Source organism: Phocaeicola plebeius (assembly GCF_003437535.1).
GTDB classification, from domain to species: Bacteria; Bacteroidota; Bacteroidia; order Bacteroidales; family Bacteroidaceae; genus Phocaeicola; species Phocaeicola plebeius_A.
In genome coordinates, this window is record NZ_QSQT01000004.1 from 32,664 (window position 1) to 52,199 (window position 19,536).

The window sequence follows — 19,536 nt, forward strand, 5'->3', positions numbered from 1 at the left end:
AGAGTATATATGATAAAAAAGATTTTAAGAAAAGATATAAAGTTGTCTTTACTAAATATTCGATGGTGCAGAATTATGCAGGGAGTGGTTTTGTTGTCTGGTTTGGCAGTAAATGCACAAAACCCCATTATCCAAACATCTTATACGGCTGATCCGGCTCCTATGGTATACAATGACAAGCTGTACCTTTATACAAGTCACGATGAAGACGGTTCTACGTGGTTTACCATGAACGACTGGAAACTTTATTCCACGGATGATATGGTGAACTGGACCGAACATCCCACTCTTTTGTCATTCAAGACATTTGAATGGGCAGGTGGAGATGCATGGGCTGCCCAGTGTATTGAACGTGACGGTAAATTTTATATGTATGTACCTGTGACGGACCGTAAAGGTGAAACGGCTATTGGAGTAGCTGTGGCTGATAGTCCTTACGGGCCTTTTTATGATCCGATAGGAGCTCCTTTGGTACGAGCTGATTATGGCAATATAGATCCTACAGTCTTCATTGATGAAGATGGACAGGCTTATCTTTATTGGGGAAATCCGAACTGCTATTATGTGAAGCTGAATAAGGATATGATATCTTATAAAGGGGAGATACATGCGGTACCGATGAAGCCGGAAGCTTTTGGACGCAGGGAGGGAGATCCACAACGTCCTACTTTGTATGAAGAGGCTCCGTGGTTGTATAAACGTAAGGGAATGTATTACCTCTTTTATGCTGGAGGACCGGTTCCTGAACATTTAGCGTATGCTACAGCTGAAAGTCCAGAAGGCCCGTGGAAGTATGGAGGTACTTTGATGGCTACAGAAGGAGGAAGTTTCACCAATCATCCTGGAATTGCCGATTTCAGAGGAAAAACTTATTTGTTTTATCACGATGCTTCTCTTCCTGGTGGAAGTGGCTTTACTCGTTCTGTGTGTGTTAGGGAACTTGATTTCCAGTCTGATGGAAAAATTCCTTGCATGAAGATGGTGAAAGAGGGTGTTACGAAGAGTTTAAAACCTCTTTGTCCGTACCAGAAGGTGGAAGCGGAAACAATGGCATGGTCAGAAAAGATGAAGAGCGCTTATAATCCTCAGGTAGGAGTCTTTATTACAGCCTTAGCAGATGGAGCTTATACGAAAGTACGGGCTGTTGATTTCGGTGAGAAAGCTCCTTCTCGTTTTTCTGCTCGTTTGTCTACCACTCACAATGCGGAAATTACTATGGAAGTACGTCTTGACGGGCTGGACGGACAGGTGTTAGCTAAGATTAAAGTACCACGAACTGGGGGAAGTGATCGTTGGCGGATAATGGAAGAACAGATTCCACAGGTAACAGGTGTACACGACTTGTATTTTATTTTTAAGGGAAAGGCTCCGAAAGATTTGGCTTATTTTGATTATTGGAAGCTGAATTACTGATGATATTGCGTATGCTATGAACAGGGTTAATTTATTTTTATTATCCGTTTTCACTTGTGTAGGGTGGAGAGGAGAATGTTTGGCCGGGAATGATCCCGGCCTCTCGTCTACTAATGAGTTGCAGGAATGGACGTTGGAAAAGCAGGAGACTGAGCAGGTAACTTTTCGATTAGCAGACACTCTGTTGAAACTTCGTCCGCTGACCAACAACGCTGTAAGAGTGATTCGAAGCATGGGCATAGCTCATGAAGTTCCAGAATTAGTATATCTTCCAAAGAAGGTTCCTGATTATGTACTGAAAAAGGAGAAGGATAGTTATATTTTGTCTTTAAAGAATTTGAATGTCAGGTTTTCTGTATCTGACGGACGGATTTCGTTCCTTTCTTCTGGTGGCAAGGAAATTGTAGGAGAGGAGGCGAGTCTGATAGAGTCTTCTTCAGTGCAAGGAGAAAAAACGTATGTTTCTACGCAGACTTTTCATTCTCCGTTTGATGAGTGTCTTTACGGGTTAGGACAGTTTCAGGATGGTTATTTGAATGTGCGTGGTTTAACCAGAAGACTGACCCAGGTTAATACACAGATAGCCATTCCTTTTGTGATGTCGAATAAAGGATACGGACTTTTGTGGAATAATTATGGTTTGACAGATTTTAATCCTGCTTCTTCGGTAGTTGCACTTCAGAAAACGGGGTTGGGAGGAAATAAAGTAACCGTGAATGTGACTTCTACTGAAGGGGGGAAGGAGGAAGTGCGTGAAAGTAATGTATTTGTGGGTAAGTTGAAAGTAGAATTAGACGGACAGTATGCTTTGATGCTGGATGTGGGAAGTTTAATGGCGCGTAGACATAATCTGGCAATTGATGGGCATACGGTAGTCGACATGAATAATCTCTGGTTGCCACCTACAGTTTCCATATTGGTAGATTTAAAAGCGGGAGAGCATAATTTAAGGGCTGAATTGACTAAAGAGGATGCACCTAAAGTGTATTTTAGAAAAGTAGATGAAACTACTACTTTTCGCTCTCCGGTATCGAATGGAATAGATTATACTTTCTTTGCAGGAACAGCCGATGAAGTGATTGCTTCTTATCGGGAAGCGACAGGAGAAGTCCCTATGTTGCCAGCGTGGGCTTTGGGATACATTCATTGCCGGGAACGTTTTCATTCTCAAAAAGAAATTCTGGAAACGGCTTCCGAATTTCGAAGAAAAAAATTGCCGGTTGACTTGATGGTACAGGACTGGCAGTACTGGGGAAAATATGGATGGAATGCCATGCGTTTTGACGAGACAGATTATCCTGCACCTCGGGAAATGACCGACAGTCTTCACCGGATGGGCATGAGACTGATGTTGTCGGTCTGGTCGAAAGTGGACCAAAATTCTGTGTTAGGAAAACGTTTAGCTGATAAGTCCTATTACATACCAGGTACTCCTTGGGTTGATTTTTTTAATCCGGAAGCTGCTTCTTTTTATTGGAAGAACTTTCGGGATAGTCTGGTGCTTCCGATAGGAATAGATGCTTGGTGGCTGGATGCAACGGAGCCGGAAAATGACGATTTGGTAGGACGTAGGGTAAACCATTCCACTTTCCCCGGAGAAGTGTTCCGGAATGTGTATCCACTTGTGGTCAACAAAACGATATATGAAGGTTTACGAGGTCTTTCCACTGATGAGGGAAAACAAAGTGATTCTATTTCTCGGACTATTCTGCTTACCCGTAGCGGATTTCCTGGCATTCAGCGATATGGGGTTGCTACTTGGTCAGGAGATGTCGGGAATGACTGGGATACATTTCGTCGTCAGATTGTTGCAGGACTGGGTATTTCTGTTTGTGGTCTGCCTTGGTGGACTTATGATGCTGGAGGATTCTTTCGTCCGGGCGATGCACAGTATACAGATGCACATTTTCATGAGCGTTTTTCCAGATGGCTTCAGACTTCTGTCTTTTTACCTTTGATGCGTGTACATGGGTATATGACCAATACTGAGTTTTGGAATTATGGAGATAAAGTGACGGATATGGCTCGTAAATCATTGGAGCTGCGTTACCGCCTTTTACCATATATCTATTCTGAAGCAGCATGTGTCTCATTGGGAAATGGTACGATGTTACGTCCTCTGATGATGGATTTCCCTCAGGATACTCAAGCTTTATCTTTGAAATATCAATATATGTTTGGTCGGTTTCTGCTGGTTTCTCCTATAGTGGAAGAGGGACCTGTCGTGTGGAAGACATACCTGCCTGCCGTTCAGGGTGGATGGTATGATTTCCATGACAACCAGTATATGTCAACGGGTTGGGTTCAGACTTCAGTCTCTCCGGACTACATTCCTGTATTTGTCAAGGCTGGCACTGTCTTGCCTTTGTCATCAGGATATGCAGAAAATGCGCAGAAAGCCTTGAAATCAGATTTGGAGATACGTGTTTATGCAGGAACAGATGGAACCTATCAATTGTATGAGGATGAAGGTACAGACTACAACTATCAAAAAGGAGGATATTCTTGCATTCGTCTGTTTTGGGATGATGCGCATTCCATTTTGATTATTGGTAAACGGAGTGGTCAGTATGAGGGGATGGAACCGGTGCGGAACCTTAAGATTGTAAAAATAGCCTTGTCCTCAGATGGAAAATCGAACGTAACAGAAAAGTCTGTAGTCTATAAGGGTGAGGAGTTAAAAATAGCTTTTTGATAAAAATAAATAGAGATAACTGTTGAATATAAATTTTGAACTAATGGAAGTGAAAAGAATGTTTGTGACATTGACATCATTGATGGCTTTGTCTTTGGGACCTGTTTCTGCACAGGCTCAGACTGGAACCGAGAAGGTGAATGAGAAGTTTCATATCTATCTTTGTTTAGGACAGTCGAATATGGAGGGAAATGCAAAAATAGAAGCGTGTGATACGGTGAATGTAACTCCGCGTTTCAAGGTGCTTCAAGCTGTAGATTGCCCGGATTTAGGACGGGAAAAAGGTAAGTGGTACACTGCTGTTCCTCCTTTGGCAAGATGTGGAACGGGTTTAACTCCAGCAGACTATTTTGGACGAACATTGGCAGATAGCCTTCCAGCTGATGTAGAAATAGGTGTTATTAATGTGGCTGTGGGAGGATGTAGAATAGAATTATTTGATAAGGATAATTATGCTTCGTATGTGGCCGGATCTCCAGATTGGTTAAAAAATATGGTCGCTGAGTATGATGGAAATCCTTATGCAAGATTAATCGAGCTTGCTAAACAAGCTTCTCGGTGTGGAGTTATAAAAGGTATACTTCTTCATCAAGGAGAATCCAATACCGGAGATCCGGATTGGCCGATGAAGGTAAAAAAAGTATACGATAATATTCTTTCAGACCTTGGTTTGCAGCCTAACTCATTGCCTCTTTTAGTTGGTGAGCTTGTTTCTGAAGGGCAAGGGGGAGCTTGTGCATCGATGAATCCGGTGATTCAGAAATTACCTGAAACGATTCCTGTAGTACATGTGGTTTCTTCTGAAGGATGTGAGGCCGTATCCGATCGATTGCATTTTAGTGCAGCTGGCTATAGAGAACTTGGCAAGAGATATGCCCTTACCATGCTTGAACTTTTGAAAAAGAGTAAGTAATAGGGTATTATACGAAGAGAGGAGATAGACTCGGTCAACCCCGTCTATCTCCTCTCTTTTTATTCATCTTTCTTCTCCTCTTCTTTTTCTTTACAGCGTTCCGTATATTTACTGGGGGATACTCCGTACAATTCTTTGAATGCATTGGAGAAGTAAGTTGTATTGTTGAAACCTACCAGTTGGGCTATTTCAGACATACTGTAATTCTTCTCAGATTTCAGCAGGATTTCAGCTTGTTTCAGTCTGATATTCCTGATAAAATCCCGGGTAGACTGGTTGGTCAGTTCTTTTAGTTTTCTGTATAGGTGTACACGACTTATACCCACTTCGGCTGCAATCATTTCTGCATTTAAATCTGGATTATTCAGGTTCTTATTGATTACTTTTAGAACCTTTTGCATCAGCTTTTCATCTGCAGACTGAGGTTGTGCCACTTCAATATTGTCGTTTTGTTCTTGTTTTCCGCTAAAGTTATTGCGTAATATTTCTCTGTTTTTAATCAGGTTTTCAATAGTTGTTATTAAAATATCCAGGTTGAAAGGTTTGGCTATATAGGCGTCTGCTCCTAGGGAAAGTCCTTCGATATAATCCTTTTCACTGTTTTTGGCGGTAAGAAGGATTACCGGGATATGATTGGTTTTGATATTCTGCTTTAATTTACGAAGCAACGTGATGCCGTTCACTTCTGGCATCATGATGTCACTTAGAACCAAATCAGGCATGTGGTGCATAATAAGGTCGAGTGCTTCCTTCCCGTTGCTACAACTTAACACACGGAAATGACTTCCTAATTCAGTGAGCAGATAATTTCGTATCTCATCTTCATCTTCTACAATTAATATAGAATGCTTTTTCCTGATTACTTTTTTAGTGCCGTCTTCGCTATTTTCGTTTTCTTCAATAGAAGCCGGAATATGTTGCAGAGGCTGATCTTCAATGGATGGTTGCTCTGAAATATTCTTATTACTATTCTGATAAAGCTCTTCGGTTGACAGATGGCTACATCCCAATGGAATATGGATGGTAAAACTACATCCGGACTTGTTTTCATTGTTCTTGACCGTGATAGTACCATGATGCATCTTTATGAGCGACATAGATAGATGAAGCCCGATTCCGGTTCCTTTGCTTCGTGACCGGTCATCGCTTATCTGATAGAATCTTTCAAAAATACGTTCCATCTCACTTTCCTTTATGCCGGTTCCATTGTCTTCAATAATGATTTCTGCATAGTTATTCAATGGATAAACATTTGAAGAGTTATTGACGGAGTTGATATATATGTTGATTTCTCCTTCATTCTGGATATGTTTGAAGGAGTTTGAGAGTAAATTAAAGATTACTTTGTCAAAGTTATTAGGATCCAGCCAAACTTTCAGGCTCTCCATTTGGGTTATAATGTTTAATTTAGCTCCTTTAGCAGCTGCTTGATATGCAAATGTATTTTTTATGTCATTGATAAAGCTGATTAAATCCACTTCTGTGAAACTTAGCTTCATTTGGTTCTTATCTATCTTTCTGATGTCCATTAATTGGTTGATCAGGTTTAGAATTCTTTGCGCATTACGTTCTATCAATGAATAGCTTTTTTGTCTTTCGCTGTCATTATCTGTAGAGATTAATTTCTGTAATGGACTGATGATTAAAGACATCGGAGTTCTGATTTCATGAGAAATATTAATGAAGAACTGTAATTTACTTTCATTAATCTCTTCCAGATGTTTGTGTTTTAGCATCTCCTGTCTTACTCTGTATTTTTCTTTAGCCTGATGTATGAAGATGGCTATTATACTAATGATGATTAAGATATAGATAACCCATGCCAGACCGGAGTTGTACCATGCAGGATGTATATTAATGACTATTGTCTTTATTTTAGATTCAGAAGTGCCATTGATTGCTTTTACTTTAAATTCGTATTTTCCTACAGGAAGATTACTGAAGGAAACACGGGAGCTTCCTTTGGGCAAAGAGTTCCATGTTCCATTATTCATGGAATATAAATAGTTCTGTGGGGAAATGAAATTGTCTGTAGCAAATTCTATATAAAACGAATTGTCATAGTGGGACAGATTGATTTCTTGGGTATGAAATATATCATTATCTATCACATGATAACTTCCAGATTGGGTCATTTCGTTGACAGCTTTATCATGCAGATAGAAACCGGTAATTCTTATATTGCTTTGAAACTTCTGTGTTTCGATGTCATTCGGGTTAAAAAAGACAATGCCATTGGTTCCCCCAAACAGAATTTTTCCGTCGGGAGATATGCAATAGGCATTTCTTGAAAATTCATTATTGTATAATCCGTCTGATGCAAAGAAAGGAATAAACGATTTGTTATGTGAATTATATTTGGCAATTCCCTGACTTGTACTTACCCATATATCCTTGTTTTTATCCACAATGATTGATGAGATCAGATTATTGGGGAGTCCATTGTGAGTTGTAAATTTCTCAATTATATTCAAATTATAATCCATTACATAGATTCCTTCCGGGGTTCCTGCCCATATATGGTCGTCTGGCCCTTGTGCAATGGTATTTATACTTAAGCCTATGAGCACTTTTTCCTTACCTACGACTTTGAGCTTCTCAGTATCTATGCATTTAATACCATCATAAGTACCTATATACAATCGTCCGTTTGGAATATACAATAAAGTATTAATCCATTGATTGATTTCTTTCTCTGATAGAGCCTGATGTACTTTCAGGTCACTATAAGAAGCCGATGAAGCTGGTAAATCTACATAATAAAGCCCTGTTCCCATTGTGCCTATCCACAATCTTTTATGAGGGTCTTCTACGAATCTATATACTTTTGTTATTTCATTCCCTTCATTATTTCGCAGTGAAGTTTTTGAAAGTTTGTTTGTTTGCGAATCGAATACAGATATTCCACTAAGGTATGAACCTATCCATACCTTTTTATTGGAGTCTTCAAAAAGGCACATGACGGTAGGAGGAACATCCGGGTTTTTATCTTGAGTTAGATGTTGGATAAAGTTGTAGTTTTTGTCTAATAAATAAATACCATCATTGTCTGTACCTACAATTAGTTTACCCTTATCTGTGGTTTCGCACAAAGCTGTAATACAATTACTTCCTATGTAATTTCGGATAGATGAGAAGTTTCCGATGTAGTTAAACATATTCGCTTGTGAAGGAATAAATGCTACTCCTTTCTGGTAGATACCAATCCAAAGATTATTGCTGCTGTCTGTCAGCAAAGAATGTACTTTGCTTTTCTTGATGTTTATGTTGTCTATGTAAAAATCCGTGTTGGCTATGGATTTTTTTGAAATGTCATAAGCTACAATTCCTTCTCCATCAATGCCAATCAGCATGAGGTTCTCATTTTGTTTAAGAACTTTAATGGGGAAATTGGAATGAAATATTTGATGAAAGGTATTATCCGCCTGATTGTATATAAAAACTCCTCGTCCGCTGGTTCCTGCATATATATTACCATTTGAGTCTTCTGTACAACAATTGATAAATTGATTTCCATAGAGTTTTCCAAGAGTATAATGATGAATCTTTTTGTTTTTATCAATTCTGATCATACCATGATATTCCGTGCAAATCCATATATTCCCCTTACGGTCTTCCATGATATCATTGATTGTATGTCCAATTAAAGATGGATTCCAATTCTCAATTTGAATATTTCCTTTATGGTCAAAAGTGAGTTTTTTGATACCATATCCACTTGTACCAATTAAGATACTGCCATCGCTGAGTTGTGCGATACTTTTATTGTTGTATGATGAATTGGATTTTTTGATAGTCTTGAAAGAGTCGGATTTATATTCATACATTTGTAATCCTTTGGTGGAAAGTATGTATAGATGTCCTTTGGCGTCTTGAAAAGTTCTGTATACATGATTCCCAAGCAGTGAGGTGGAATCATTGAATTGGTTCTTATAGTTGGTAAATTTAGCTCCATCATATTTATTTAATCCATTTTCTGTTGCAACCCAGATGTAACCCTTAGCGTCTTGGTATATATGACTAATCATACTGCTGGATATATCTCCATGAGTTGAATATAACTTACAAAACTGTCCTTTACAAAAAAGAGGTAGAAAACACAGAAAGATGATTAAAATAAAGGTTTTGTTTTTCATTATCTGTATCATAAGTTTACACTTGGTTATTTCCCTAATGGATAAGTTTGTTGAAATGTACGTATTGTTAGTGATGCAAAGTAAATTCTTTTTTTTCATTTCTCAATGAAAAGTAAAGGAATTAAATAGATATTTTATAGAGTTTCTGGTATAGGGCGGTGCTTAAAATAAGCAGTGTATGTGGACGTTAATACCCTTATTGTAGAGATGGTGTAACATATACATATGCTTTTTGTTACAATAGAAAATGAAATGTAACCATAGATGTAAGCTTGGTATCCTGTCGGACATACGTATTAATAACCTTTCCGTATTTTTGTTACAGTGAAAAATACAATGAAAAGTATATGAAAACACATTTTATTATTAAACGTTTTTTATTAGGCTTAGCCTTGCTTGCTTCTTGTGATTTTGGAGCTTTTGCAAAGGTGGTTTTACCTGTGCTGGTATCAGACGGTATGGTGTTGCAGCGAAATGCTCCGTTAACAATATGGGGTAAGGCTGATCCGTCTGAGAAGGTTTGTGTAAAGTTTCAAAAGAAACAATATAAGGTAACGGCGGATGAGAATGGGAAATGGGCTGTAACACTGCCTGCCATGAAAGCCGGAGGACCTTACTCTATGACAATTAACGACATTGTTTTAAATGATATTCTCGTAGGAGATGTCTTTTTATGTTCAGGTCAGTCTAATATGGAACTTCCGGTTAATCGAGTGATGGATAAATATGCAGACGAGATAGAAGGATATGAAAATACCTCTGTTCGATATGTGAAAGTTCCTTATTCGTATGATTTTTCTCAACAGAAAGAAGATATTCGTCCTGTAACCTGGCGTCCGATGACGACCGAAAATGTAAAAGATTTTTCTGCGATATGTTATTTCTTTTCCCGGTTGCTGGAAGAAAAGACTAATGTGCCGGTAGGTATTATTAATGCAAGTTGGGGAGGTACTCCGGTGGAAGCTTGGGTTAGTGAAAAAGGATTGCAAAACTTTCCGGAGTATGTACATCAGAAGGCCTTGTATGAGGATACAGAATTAGTTTCTCGGATAACAGAAACTGAAAGGCTGCATCAACAGGCATGGAATAAAGTATTGTATAAGTCTGATGCAGGACTTCATGGTGTGACACCTTGGTATGCGGAGGATTATGATGATTCGGATTGGGAAAAGGTAGATATGTTTTCAGATAACTGGGCCATTCGTAATGGCCGTCCTTTGAACGGAGTTCATTGGTTCAGGAAGGACTTTTTTGTACCAGAGGACTGGAGTGGAAAAGAAGCCGTTTTACGCTTAGGGTGCATTGTGGATGCAGACTCTGTGTTTGTAAACGGACATTTCGTCGGCACTGTTTCCTATCAGTATCCTCCTCGTATTTATAAAGTACCTTCCAAGTTGCTGAAGAAGGGAAAAAATCAACTTACTGTACGGTTGTTTAGTTATGGAGGACGTCCTTCTTTTGTAAAGGAAAAGCCTTATAAGTTGATTTGTGACGGGAAAGAAGTAAATCTGGAAGGGGGATGGAAGCACAAAATAGGTACGGTGATGCCCCCTTCTCCTTCTTCTACAGCCTTTCATTACACTCCTGTTGGCTTGTATAATGGGATGATTTATCCATTACGTCATTATACGTTCAAAGGAGTGGTGTGGTACCAGGGAGAGTCAAATGTGGGCCGTTGGAGCGAATATTCGTCTTTGCTCGGTGCATTGATAGCCGACTGGAGAACACTTTTCAAAGATGAAACTCTTCCTTTCTATATCATTGAATTAGCTGATTTCCTGGCACCGGATGATCCGGGAAGAGCAGCATGGGCTGAGTTGAGAAAACAGCAGGCGAAAACAGCCCGTGAGAATACACACGTTACACTGATAAAGAATAGTGATACGGGAGAATGGAATGACATTCACCCTTTGGATAAAAAAACAGCAGCTACCCGTCTGGTGGAAGCAGTAATACAGAATGAAAAATAATAAACAGATATGAGTAAGATTCAGAATCAGAAAGTATCCATGGCCGAAAAGGTGGGCTATGGATTAGGAGACTGTTCCGCAAATCTGGTATTCCAGATGATGATGATTTACCAGACCAAATTCTATACGGATGTGTTTGGGCTGGAAGGAGCAATTGCAGGAACCGTCATGTTGGTAGCACGTATTGTGGATGCGTTTGTAGATCCCACTGTCGGTATTTTGTCTGACCGGACTCAGACGAAATGGGGAAAATATCGTCCATGGGTATTATGGACAGCACTTCCTTTCATGGTGTTCTATGTACTGGCCTTTTACAATCCGGGTATTGAAGAAAAAGGACTGGTAGCTTTGTATGCTACAATTTCATACACCTTGCTGATGACGATGTATTCTTTTAATAATACACCTTATTCTTCATTGGGAGGAGTTATGTCGTCAGATATTAAAGAACGTACCAGTATTACCTCTGTGCGTTTCGTCTTTTCTACGATTGCACAGTTTGTGGTACAAGGGCTTACCTTACCGTTGGTCAGCAAGTTTTCGGAAGGTAGTGACAAGGCACATGGCTGGCTCTGTACCATATCCTTGTTTGCTGCCGTAGGTTTCTTGTTTTTGGTGATTGTATTTTTCTCGGCAAAAGAACGTATTACTCCGCCTGCCAATCAGAAAAATGATACCCGTCAGGATATAAAAGATGTATTAAGCAGTGTGCCCTGGCGTGCCATGTTTGTCTTGACTCTTTTTGTGTTCATCACACTGGCTATGTGGGGAAGTGCCATGAACTATTATTTTGAAAACTATGTGGATAAGGCAGCTTTGTTTACTTTCCTGGATAATATCGGGTTGGTAGCCACTGACGGTGGAACTTCAGTCGGGTATCATATACTTGATGCTTTCGGGTTGATTGTAACTTCTCCGGACAAAGCATACGAAGTGGGCTTTGGCGTATTTAATATGGTGGGAGCTTTGGTTCAGTTTTTCGGCGTAATTTGTTTGTCAGAATTTTTAGCCAACAAATATGGCAAGAAGCGTACGTTTATCGTATGTCTTGCGCTGACGGCTATTTTCACGGCTTTGTTCTATTTCCCTTCAAAATACGATATTGAAATGATGTTCGTATTGAACTTCTTGAAGAGCTTGGCCTATGCACCAACGGTTCCTTTGCTTTGGGCTATGATTGCCGATGTGGCCGACCATTCGGAATATATCAATTACCGTCGTGCTACGGGATTTATCTTTTCGGGAGTGGTGTTTGCCCTGAAAGCCGGATTAGGTATTGGAGGAGCTGTATTGGGCTTCTTGCTGTCGGGATTTGGTTATGTTTCTGGAGCGGATATAGCTCAAAGTGATACAGCCGTTCATGGCATCATTCTTTCATCAAGTCTGATTCCAGCCGCATTCTTTTTTGTCGGTATGGTGGCATTATGTTTCTATCCTATCAGTAAAGAATACAATGAGAAAATGCAGGCAGAATTAACAGCTCGAAGAAGTAAAAGTGACTATTAATTAAGGAAAGAATATATGAAGAACAAACACATTGCATCATGGATGCTGTGCAGCCTGTTTATTATGGGATGCGGGAGTAAGGTTTCTGATACGGTTGTATCAGAGAAATCTTTGAAAGAGGTTGTAGGAGACAAGTTTTTAATGGGAGTAGCGCTGAATGTACGTCAGTCATCTGGTGCTGATACTTCAGCAGTGAAGATTGTGAAACAGCATTTCAATTCCATTGTAGCGGAAAACTGTATGAAGTGTGAGGAGATTCAGCCTAAAGAAGGAGTATTTCATTTTGAGGATGCCGACCGCTTTGTGCAGTTCGGAATTGACAATGGCATGACGGTGATAGGACATTGCTTGGTGTGGCATTCTCAGCTTCCGGACTGGTTCTGCGTAGATGAAAAAGGTCAGAATGTTTCTCCTGAAAAGTTGAAACAGCGTATGAAAACGCATATTCAGACCGTTGTAGGACGATACAAAGGAAAAGTAAAAGGCTGGGATGTGGTGAATGAAGCTATTGTGGAAGATGGCTCCTATCGCAAAAGTAAATTTTATGAAATCTTGGGAGAAGAGTTTATTCCACTGGCCTTCCAGTATGCGCACGAGGCTGACCCGGATGCCGAACTTTATTATAATGATTATGGTATGGACGTGCAGGGGCGTCGGGAAGGAGTTGTGAAGCTTGTCCGTTCATTGAAGGAAAAAGGATTGCGTATTGATGCTGTGGGCATGCAAGGACACATGGGAATGGATTACCCCGACATCCAGAAATTTGAAGAAAGTATGCTTGCTTTTGCTTCAGCTGGTGTCAAGGTGATGATTACAGAATGGGATATGAGTGCGCTGCCTACTGCACTTCGCAGCGCCAACATCTCGGATACGGTTGCGTTTAAGAAAACATTGAATCCTTATCCGCAGGAACTCCCTGATTCTGTCAGCCAGGCATGGAATAAAAGAATGCAGCAGTTCTTCCAGCTTTTTGAAAAACATGCCGATATTGTGACGCGTGTAACGGCATGGGGAGTTACAGATAGTGATTCGTGGAAGAATGATTTCCCGATTCGTGGAAGAAGAGACTATCCGTTGCTTTTTGACCGGAACTATCAACCTAAGGAATTTATACAGAAAATGATGGATGAGCAGTCGGATACGACAGCTATTGCACAGAAATAACGTTTAACAGGAGACGCTTTCAGTAAGAGTCTCATAAATCAATATAAAAATGAAAAAGGAAGAAAGATATTTGTTTCCTGCCGACTATATGGCAGATCCGTCAGTACATGTATTTAACGGACGTTTGTATATTTATCCTTCACACGACCGTGAATCAGGTATTCCTGAAAATGACAACGGTGACCATTTTGATATGAATGATTACCATGTACTGTCGACGGATGACGTGATGCATGGTGAAATCGTCGATCATGGAGTGGCTTTGAAGGTTGCTGATATACCTTGGGCCGGACGCCAGCTGTGGGACTGTGACATTGCCTGCAAGGATGGAAAATATTACTTGTATTTTCCGTTGAAAGACCGGAATGATATTTTCCGTATGGGGGTAGCCATTAGCGATAAACCTGAAGGTCCGTTTATTCCTCAGCCCGATCCGATTCGTGGAAGCTACAGTATTGATGCGGCAGTTTTCCGCGATGATGACGGAAGCTACTACATGTATTTTGGCGGAATCTGGGGAGGACAGTTGCAGCGTTACCGTGATAACAAAGCCATTGAAAGTCCATGTCTCCCGGCTGATAATGAACCGGCTTTGCCCAGTCGTGTGGTAAAATTATCGGATAATATGTTGGAATTTGCAGAAGAACCCCGTCCGGTCATCGTATTGGGAGAAGATGGCAAACCTTTGTTTGCAGGCGATCCGCATCGTTTCTTTGAGGCTTCGTGGATGCATAAATATAAAGGTAAATATTATTTCTCTTATTCTACGGGCGATACCCATCTGTTGTGTTATGCGGTAGGCGACAATCCTTATGGACCGTTTACATATCAGGGAGTAATTCTGACTCCGGTAGTAGGATGGACTACCCATCACTCTATTGCAGAATATAAAGGAAAGTGGTATCTTTTCCATCATGATTGTGTTCCTTCAGGTGGAAAGACCTGGCTTCGCAGTTTAAAAGTGGTTGAATTGGAATACGATGAAGAGGGTAAGATTCAGACCATAAAAGGAAGTGCGGATGAATAAAAAGTACTTGTTGGGTATATGTCTTTTGTCTTTCGGACTGACCTTATTTGCGGAAGATGGAAGTAAACTCTGGTTGCGACAGGCGTCTTGTGAAAAGGCGTCTGTCTGTTGTTCAATTTCTTCTCCTACCATTGCCATAGCTCGTGAGGAACTGGCTTCTTTATGGCGTGGAAAGGCGGTTGAACTACAACTGTTTGCTGATGAAGCTCATCGTAAGCTGGGGAAGGAAGGGTACACCATACGTACTTCCGATGAAAAGATAGTGCTTGGCTCTACTACTGAACAGGGCTTGCTTTATGCGGCCTATCATCTTTTACGTTTGCAGGCAGAAGGGGCAGATTGTACCCGTCTGGATATTGCAGAAGAACCAGCCTTCGATGTACGTGTACTGAATCATTGGGATAATCTGGATGGCACGATAGAGCGTGGATATGCCGGTAAATCCTTGTGGCAGTGGGATGAACTTTCAGATACTGTGTCGGCACGTTATCAGGAATATGCCCGGGCCAATGCTTCGGTTGGTATCAACGGGACAGTACTTAACAATGTCAATGCTTCGGTTAAAATACTTTCCAGCGAATACCTTGAAAAGGTACGCGTGCTTGCGGATATTTTCCGGCCGTACGGAATAAAAGTCTATCTTTCGGTCAACTTTGCTTCTCCCATGCAGTTGGGAGGATTGTCTACAGCCGACCCGTTGAATGAGGAAGTGGCTGAGTGGTGGAAGAAGAAGGTACATGAGATTTACAGTCTTATCCCTGATTTTGGAGGTTTTCTGGTCAAGGCTAATTCAGAAGGACAGCCTGGTCCGTGCGATTACGGGCGTACGCATGCCGAAGGAGCGAATATGATGGCAAGGGCCCTGAAACCCTACGGAGGAATCGTGATGTGGCGTGCGTTTGTGTACAGTCCGTCGGATGCCGACAGAGCCAAACAGGCTTATCTGGAGTTTAAACCTTTGGATGGAAAATTTTTGGATAATGTGATTGTGCAGGTGAAAAACGGTCCGATTGACTTCCAGCCGAGAGAACCTTACAGTCCGTTGTTTGGTGCGATGCCCCACACCCCGTTGATGGCTGAATTTCAGGTTACACAGGAGTACTTAGGGCATTCCAATCATCTGGCTTACCTGGCTACTATGTGGAAGGAGTTTTATCGTTATGTGTCTCCTGCTTCTTTAAAAGGGGTGGCTGGAGTGGCCAATATAGGTGATGATACCAACTGGTGCGGACATGATTTTGCGCAGGCTAACTGGTATGCGTATGGTCGGTTGGCATGGAATCCTTTGCTTTCTTCTGAAGAAATAGCTAAAGAGTGGCTGGCACAGACTTTTACGTCCGACCCTAAATTCGTAGAGCCCATGACGCAAGTCATGATGGATAGTCGGGAGGCGGTGGTAGATTACATGATGCCGTTAGGATTACATCATATTTTTGCCTGGAGTCATCATTACGGACCGGAACCCTGGTGTGAGGTATCGGGTGCTCGTGCAGATTGGTTGCCGTCGTATTATCATCAGGCAGACAAAAAAGGTTTGGGATTTGACCGGAGCCGTTCTGGAAGTGATGCGGTGTCTCAGTATCCAGACTCTTTAGCCCACGTATTCAATTCATTGGAGCTATGTCCGGAAGAATTTTTGTTGTGGTTTCATCATGTAGATTGGAATCATTCATTAAAGTCTGGACGTACTCTTTGGGATGAATTGTGTTATAAATATCAGCAAGGCGTTGATAAAGTGCGTGAGTTCCAGAAAGTGTGGAACCAGATGAAACCGTATGTGGATGAGGAGCGTTTTCAGGCGGTGGCTAAACGGCTGGATATTCAGGCGAATGATGCGGTATGGTGGAAAGATGCGTGTCTGGAATATTTTCGTACCTATTCTCACATGAAGTATCCTGAAGGGGTAGAGGCTCCTGTATTCAAATTGAAAGAATTGAAAAAGGTAAAATTACCGATTAGTAACTATGAATGCCCTTCGGCAGACATGCTTCCACGGAAAAACAGCTCTTTGGAATAATTCCGTTTATCTTGATTATCAATTAGTTATTGATTAAGGAGGGAATAGGGCTTTTCTATATAATAAAACGCAAGGACGTTTGATGTAAAACGTACTTGCGTTTTGTCTTAAATGCACTTGCGTTTTAGTTGAAACGCACTTGTGTTTTGAATAAAACCTCCTTGCGTTTTTTAGAAGCGGCAACGGATGTCAATTCCCACTTGTACGGGACGTCCTTTTTGCGCGAAGCCGCGGCTCATTGTTTCAAAGTAGAACGCCTGATAATCTTTGTTTAAGGCATTGTTTACCCAGAAACCGATTTGTCCGTTACCCTTGTTCAAGCTGAGTCGGCCGTTCAGTGTGCCGTAAAGTGCCTGACTGGCATTGTTTTGTTCTGTCCAATAGATACGGCCTGCAGCGCGATAGTTGGCATCCAGGGTGATGTTGTCTAGAATAGCGTTCTTGCGCAGCGGGAAAATGTATTGTCCGCCTACGGCAAATGTATGTTTAGGAACGAAGGGGACATAGTTGCCGTTATAATTCTCTGTTTCACTTATCACATAATCAGTGAAGGTGGCGTATGTATATCCGTAGTTTCCGTTCAGGCTGAACTGGTCAGTGAGCTGTGCGCGTAAGCTGGCTTCCGCACCTAAGCTACGGCTCTTTCCGGCATTTACCGTGATACGTCCCAATCCACTTTCTGCAAAGCGTGACAACTGCTGGTCGCGAGTGTCCATGTAGAAAGCTGAGAGGTCGGCTTGTAACTTTCCGTTGAACAAAGTCAGATGAGATCCGATTTCGTAATTCCATGAATACTCCGGCTTGTAGAGCGTGGCTGCTTTTACGTCTGTTTGCGGGCTTTGAGCCATACCGTTTAGAATACCGATAATATTTTGTTTCTGTTCATCCTTTATGGGCGCTGATTCGAGAGCTGGAATCGTTACGCCTGCTACGTCTTTCATCATACTTGCCTGCATGTCATTTTGCAGCAGGTCGGAGAACATTTGGATATTGTACCCTCCCGAACGGTATCCTTTGGATACACTTGCGTAGATGTTGTTACGTGAGTCAAAATCATATTGCAAGGCGAATTTAGGCAACAGCTGGATGTAGTCGTGCGACAGCTTTCCATCATAACTGTTGTTTACATTGAATTCTTTTGCCGGAATCATCTCTATTACTTTGTTGGATGGAGTCAACGTTCCGCCTAATGAGTAGGTATGTGTAAATTGGCAACCACTGTAGTAATCCAGTTTCAGGCTTTCATAATCCATACGGAGACCGGCAGTGAAAGAGAGTCCTTCCAGCCCGAACAGGTCGTTGAAAGTGGACTGGTGGAAAATGGCACCATTCAAAATCGGTGTGCTGAATTTTCCTGGAATTGCAAGTTGTTCACCGTTAATTATGTCATTGAAGTTTAACTTCATGCTCATGGGACCCATTGATATCGTGGGCATGTATTTATTGGCGTTTGTGTTGATGGTAGAATTCAACCAGTTTACTCCATCCTTCTGGAAGGTGACAGGAGCCTCTGTATCCAGCCACTGATAGAATCCGCTCACTCCGGTAGTCCACTGCCAGCGGCGTCTGGGTTTGGATTTCAATACGATTTCTTCGCTAAGTGTCTTGGAATTCTGCTTCTGCATCATGGTGTAGATGTTCTGCTCCGTAAAGTCCTGGTCCAGGTCCATGTGGTCGCGCAGGTACTGGAAACCGGTTACACTACTAAGAATGAAATTGTCGGCTTGATATTCCAGGTTCAGTCCGGTGTTCAGCAAGTTACGTTTGTATCCGCAGGCATTGTCGTAAGAGATACGGCCGATGTAGTCGGCACGGTCTTCTTCTCCGCTGACTTTACCTGTGTATTCATACGGATAGCCGCCCTGGTTGGTATATTCGTAGTTCACGGTAAAGTCAAGCTTCAGGTTTTCGGTCGGCAAATAAATGGCACGTATACGTCCACCAAACTCATTGTCCGTATCAATTCGTTTTCCATTATAGTCGTTTTTGAAGAAACCTCCTTTATGGTCATAAAATAATCCCACAGAAAAGGCAAACTGATTGGAAATACGATGGTAATGCGTAAGTGAGGCATTGTAATTGTTGTAGGTGGCAGCACCTAAACGAAGGTCTGTTCCCTGATACGTAAACGGTGATTTGGTAAACACACGGATAAGTCCTCCCATGGTATTACGTCCGTAGAGCGTTCCTTGCGGACCTCGCATTACGTCGATACGTTCAATATCAGAATAATTGAAATCGAAGGCCGATTTGTCGATAAAGGGAATATTGTCCACATAAAGTCCCACAGCCGGTGTATTGATGCGCGAGCCGATGCCTCGGATGTAAACCGAAGTCGTCAGTTTAGAACCATAGTCTGGAATGAATAAGTTCGGAACCAGTGCAGACAATGATTTTACAGAGGTTACCGAATTATTGCGCATTGCACTTTGTGAGAAGGAAGTTGACGAAGTGGCTTGCTGACGCAGACGGTTGTTCTCCTTCGGAGTAGCAATAACCACAACCTCTTCTATGTCAATAACCTTTGTTGTATCTTTAGGTAGAGAGTTCTCAGGTGATACCGGACCTGCCAAGGCGCTCTTTATAGAAACAGCCAGTAACGAAACAATAGCAATATTTTTTTTCATTCTGTTGAAAGATATAGTTTAGTTAACGGCTGCAAAGTAACGCCAATTTGCTTGGACGGGCAATCCTA

At 41.4% G+C, this 19,536-nt stretch carries 9 protein-coding genes and 1 pseudogene; 8 read left to right on the forward strand and 2 right to left on the reverse strand.

Annotated elements, in window-relative coordinates; all coding sequences use genetic code 11:
• The first annotated feature begins 75 nt into the window (after positions 1-75).
• The 3 genes and pseudogenes from DXD04_RS03165 to DXD04_RS03175 all read left to right on the forward strand — a co-directional run.
• On the forward strand, positions 76-1,413 hold the full coding sequence (locus tag DXD04_RS03165; protein WP_117670803.1) for a glycoside hydrolase family 43 protein: 1,338 nt from the start codon (positions 76-78) through the stop codon (positions 1,411-1,413).
• A 16-nt stretch (positions 1,414-1,429) separates the two neighbouring features.
• Positions 1,430-4,108, forward strand: coding sequence for a glycoside hydrolase family 31 protein (locus DXD04_RS03170; protein WP_117670805.1), 2,679 nt, complete (start codon positions 1,430-1,432; stop codon positions 4,106-4,108).
• 82 nt (positions 4,109-4,190) lie between these two features.
• Positions 4,191-5,012 (forward strand): annotated as a pseudogene (locus tag DXD04_RS03175) (sialate O-acetylesterase); the annotation flags it as partial.
• Positions 5,013-5,080: 68 nt separating this feature from the next.
• Here DXD04_RS03175 and DXD04_RS03180 read toward each other — a convergent pair.
• Positions 5,081-9,169, reverse strand: coding sequence for a hybrid sensor histidine kinase/response regulator transcription factor (locus DXD04_RS03180; protein WP_181977104.1), 4,089 nt, complete (start codon positions 9,167-9,169; stop codon positions 5,081-5,083).
• A 335-nt stretch (positions 9,170-9,504) separates the two neighbouring features.
• On the opposite strand from DXD04_RS03180, the gene DXD04_RS03185 reads away from it, so the two are divergent.
• From DXD04_RS03185 to DXD04_RS03205, 5 genes are all read left to right on the forward strand, one after another.
• Entirely contained in the window at positions 9,505-11,127 is a 1,623-nt protein-coding gene (locus tag DXD04_RS03185) for a sialate O-acetylesterase (RefSeq protein ID WP_117670809.1), read from the forward strand.
• A 9-nt stretch (positions 11,128-11,136) separates the two neighbouring features.
• Positions 11,137-12,633, forward strand: coding sequence for an MFS transporter (locus DXD04_RS03190; protein ID WP_117670812.1), 1,497 nt, complete (start codon positions 11,137-11,139; stop codon positions 12,631-12,633).
• 63 nt (positions 12,634-12,696) lie between these two features.
• On the forward strand, positions 12,697-13,797 hold the full coding sequence (locus DXD04_RS03195) for an endo-1,4-beta-xylanase (protein WP_229035231.1): 1,101 nt from the start codon (positions 12,697-12,699) through the stop codon (positions 13,795-13,797).
• A gap of 49 nt (positions 13,798-13,846) precedes the next feature.
• Complete coding sequence (locus DXD04_RS03200) at positions 13,847-14,824, forward strand: glycoside hydrolase family 43 protein (protein WP_022054755.1); 978 nt, start codon at positions 13,847-13,849, stop codon at positions 14,822-14,824.
• Positions 14,817-16,841, forward strand: a complete 2,025-nt coding sequence (locus tag DXD04_RS03205; RefSeq protein WP_117670816.1) for an alpha-glucuronidase — start codon at positions 14,817-14,819, stop codon at positions 16,839-16,841. The genes DXD04_RS03200 and DXD04_RS03205 overlap by 8 nt, the downstream gene beginning before the upstream one ends.
• A 170-nt stretch (positions 16,842-17,011) precedes the next feature.
• Here the strand turns inward: DXD04_RS03205 and DXD04_RS03210 are convergent, their stop codons facing one another.
• The gene (locus DXD04_RS03210) at positions 17,012-19,468 is read right to left on the reverse strand and encodes a TonB-dependent receptor (RefSeq protein WP_117670818.1); all 2,457 of its coding nucleotides are present in this window, start codon (positions 19,466-19,468) and stop codon (positions 17,012-17,014) included.
• Between the last annotated feature and the right edge of the window lie 68 nt (positions 19,469-19,536).

Bases quoted from the DNA above. Each gene is read 5' to 3' on its own strand.
- DXD04_RS03165 (WP_117670803.1), top strand. From the start codon at position 76: ATGCAGGGAGTGGTTTTGTTGTCTGGTTTGGCAGTAAATGCACAAAAC.
- DXD04_RS03170 (WP_117670805.1), top strand. From the start codon at position 1,430: ATGAACAGGGTTAATTTATTTTTATTATCCGTTTTCACTTGTGTAGGG.
- DXD04_RS03180 (WP_181977104.1), bottom strand. From the start codon at position 9,169: ATGATACAGATAATGAAAAACAAAACCTTTATTTTAATCATCTTTCTG.
- DXD04_RS03185 (WP_117670809.1), top strand. From the start codon at position 9,505: ATGAAAACACATTTTATTATTAAACGTTTTTTATTAGGCTTAGCCTTG.
- DXD04_RS03190 (WP_117670812.1), top strand. From the start codon at position 11,137: ATGAGTAAGATTCAGAATCAGAAAGTATCCATGGCCGAAAAGGTGGGC.
- DXD04_RS03195 (WP_229035231.1), top strand. From the start codon at position 12,697: ATGGGATGCGGGAGTAAGGTTTCTGATACGGTTGTATCAGAGAAATCT.
- DXD04_RS03200 (WP_022054755.1), top strand. From the start codon at position 13,847: ATGAAAAAGGAAGAAAGATATTTGTTTCCTGCCGACTATATGGCAGAT.
- DXD04_RS03205 (WP_117670816.1), top strand. From the start codon at position 14,817: ATGAATAAAAAGTACTTGTTGGGTATATGTCTTTTGTCTTTCGGACTG.
- DXD04_RS03210 (WP_117670818.1), bottom strand. From the start codon at position 19,468: ATGAAAAAAAATATTGCTATTGTTTCGTTACTGGCTGTTTCTATAAAG.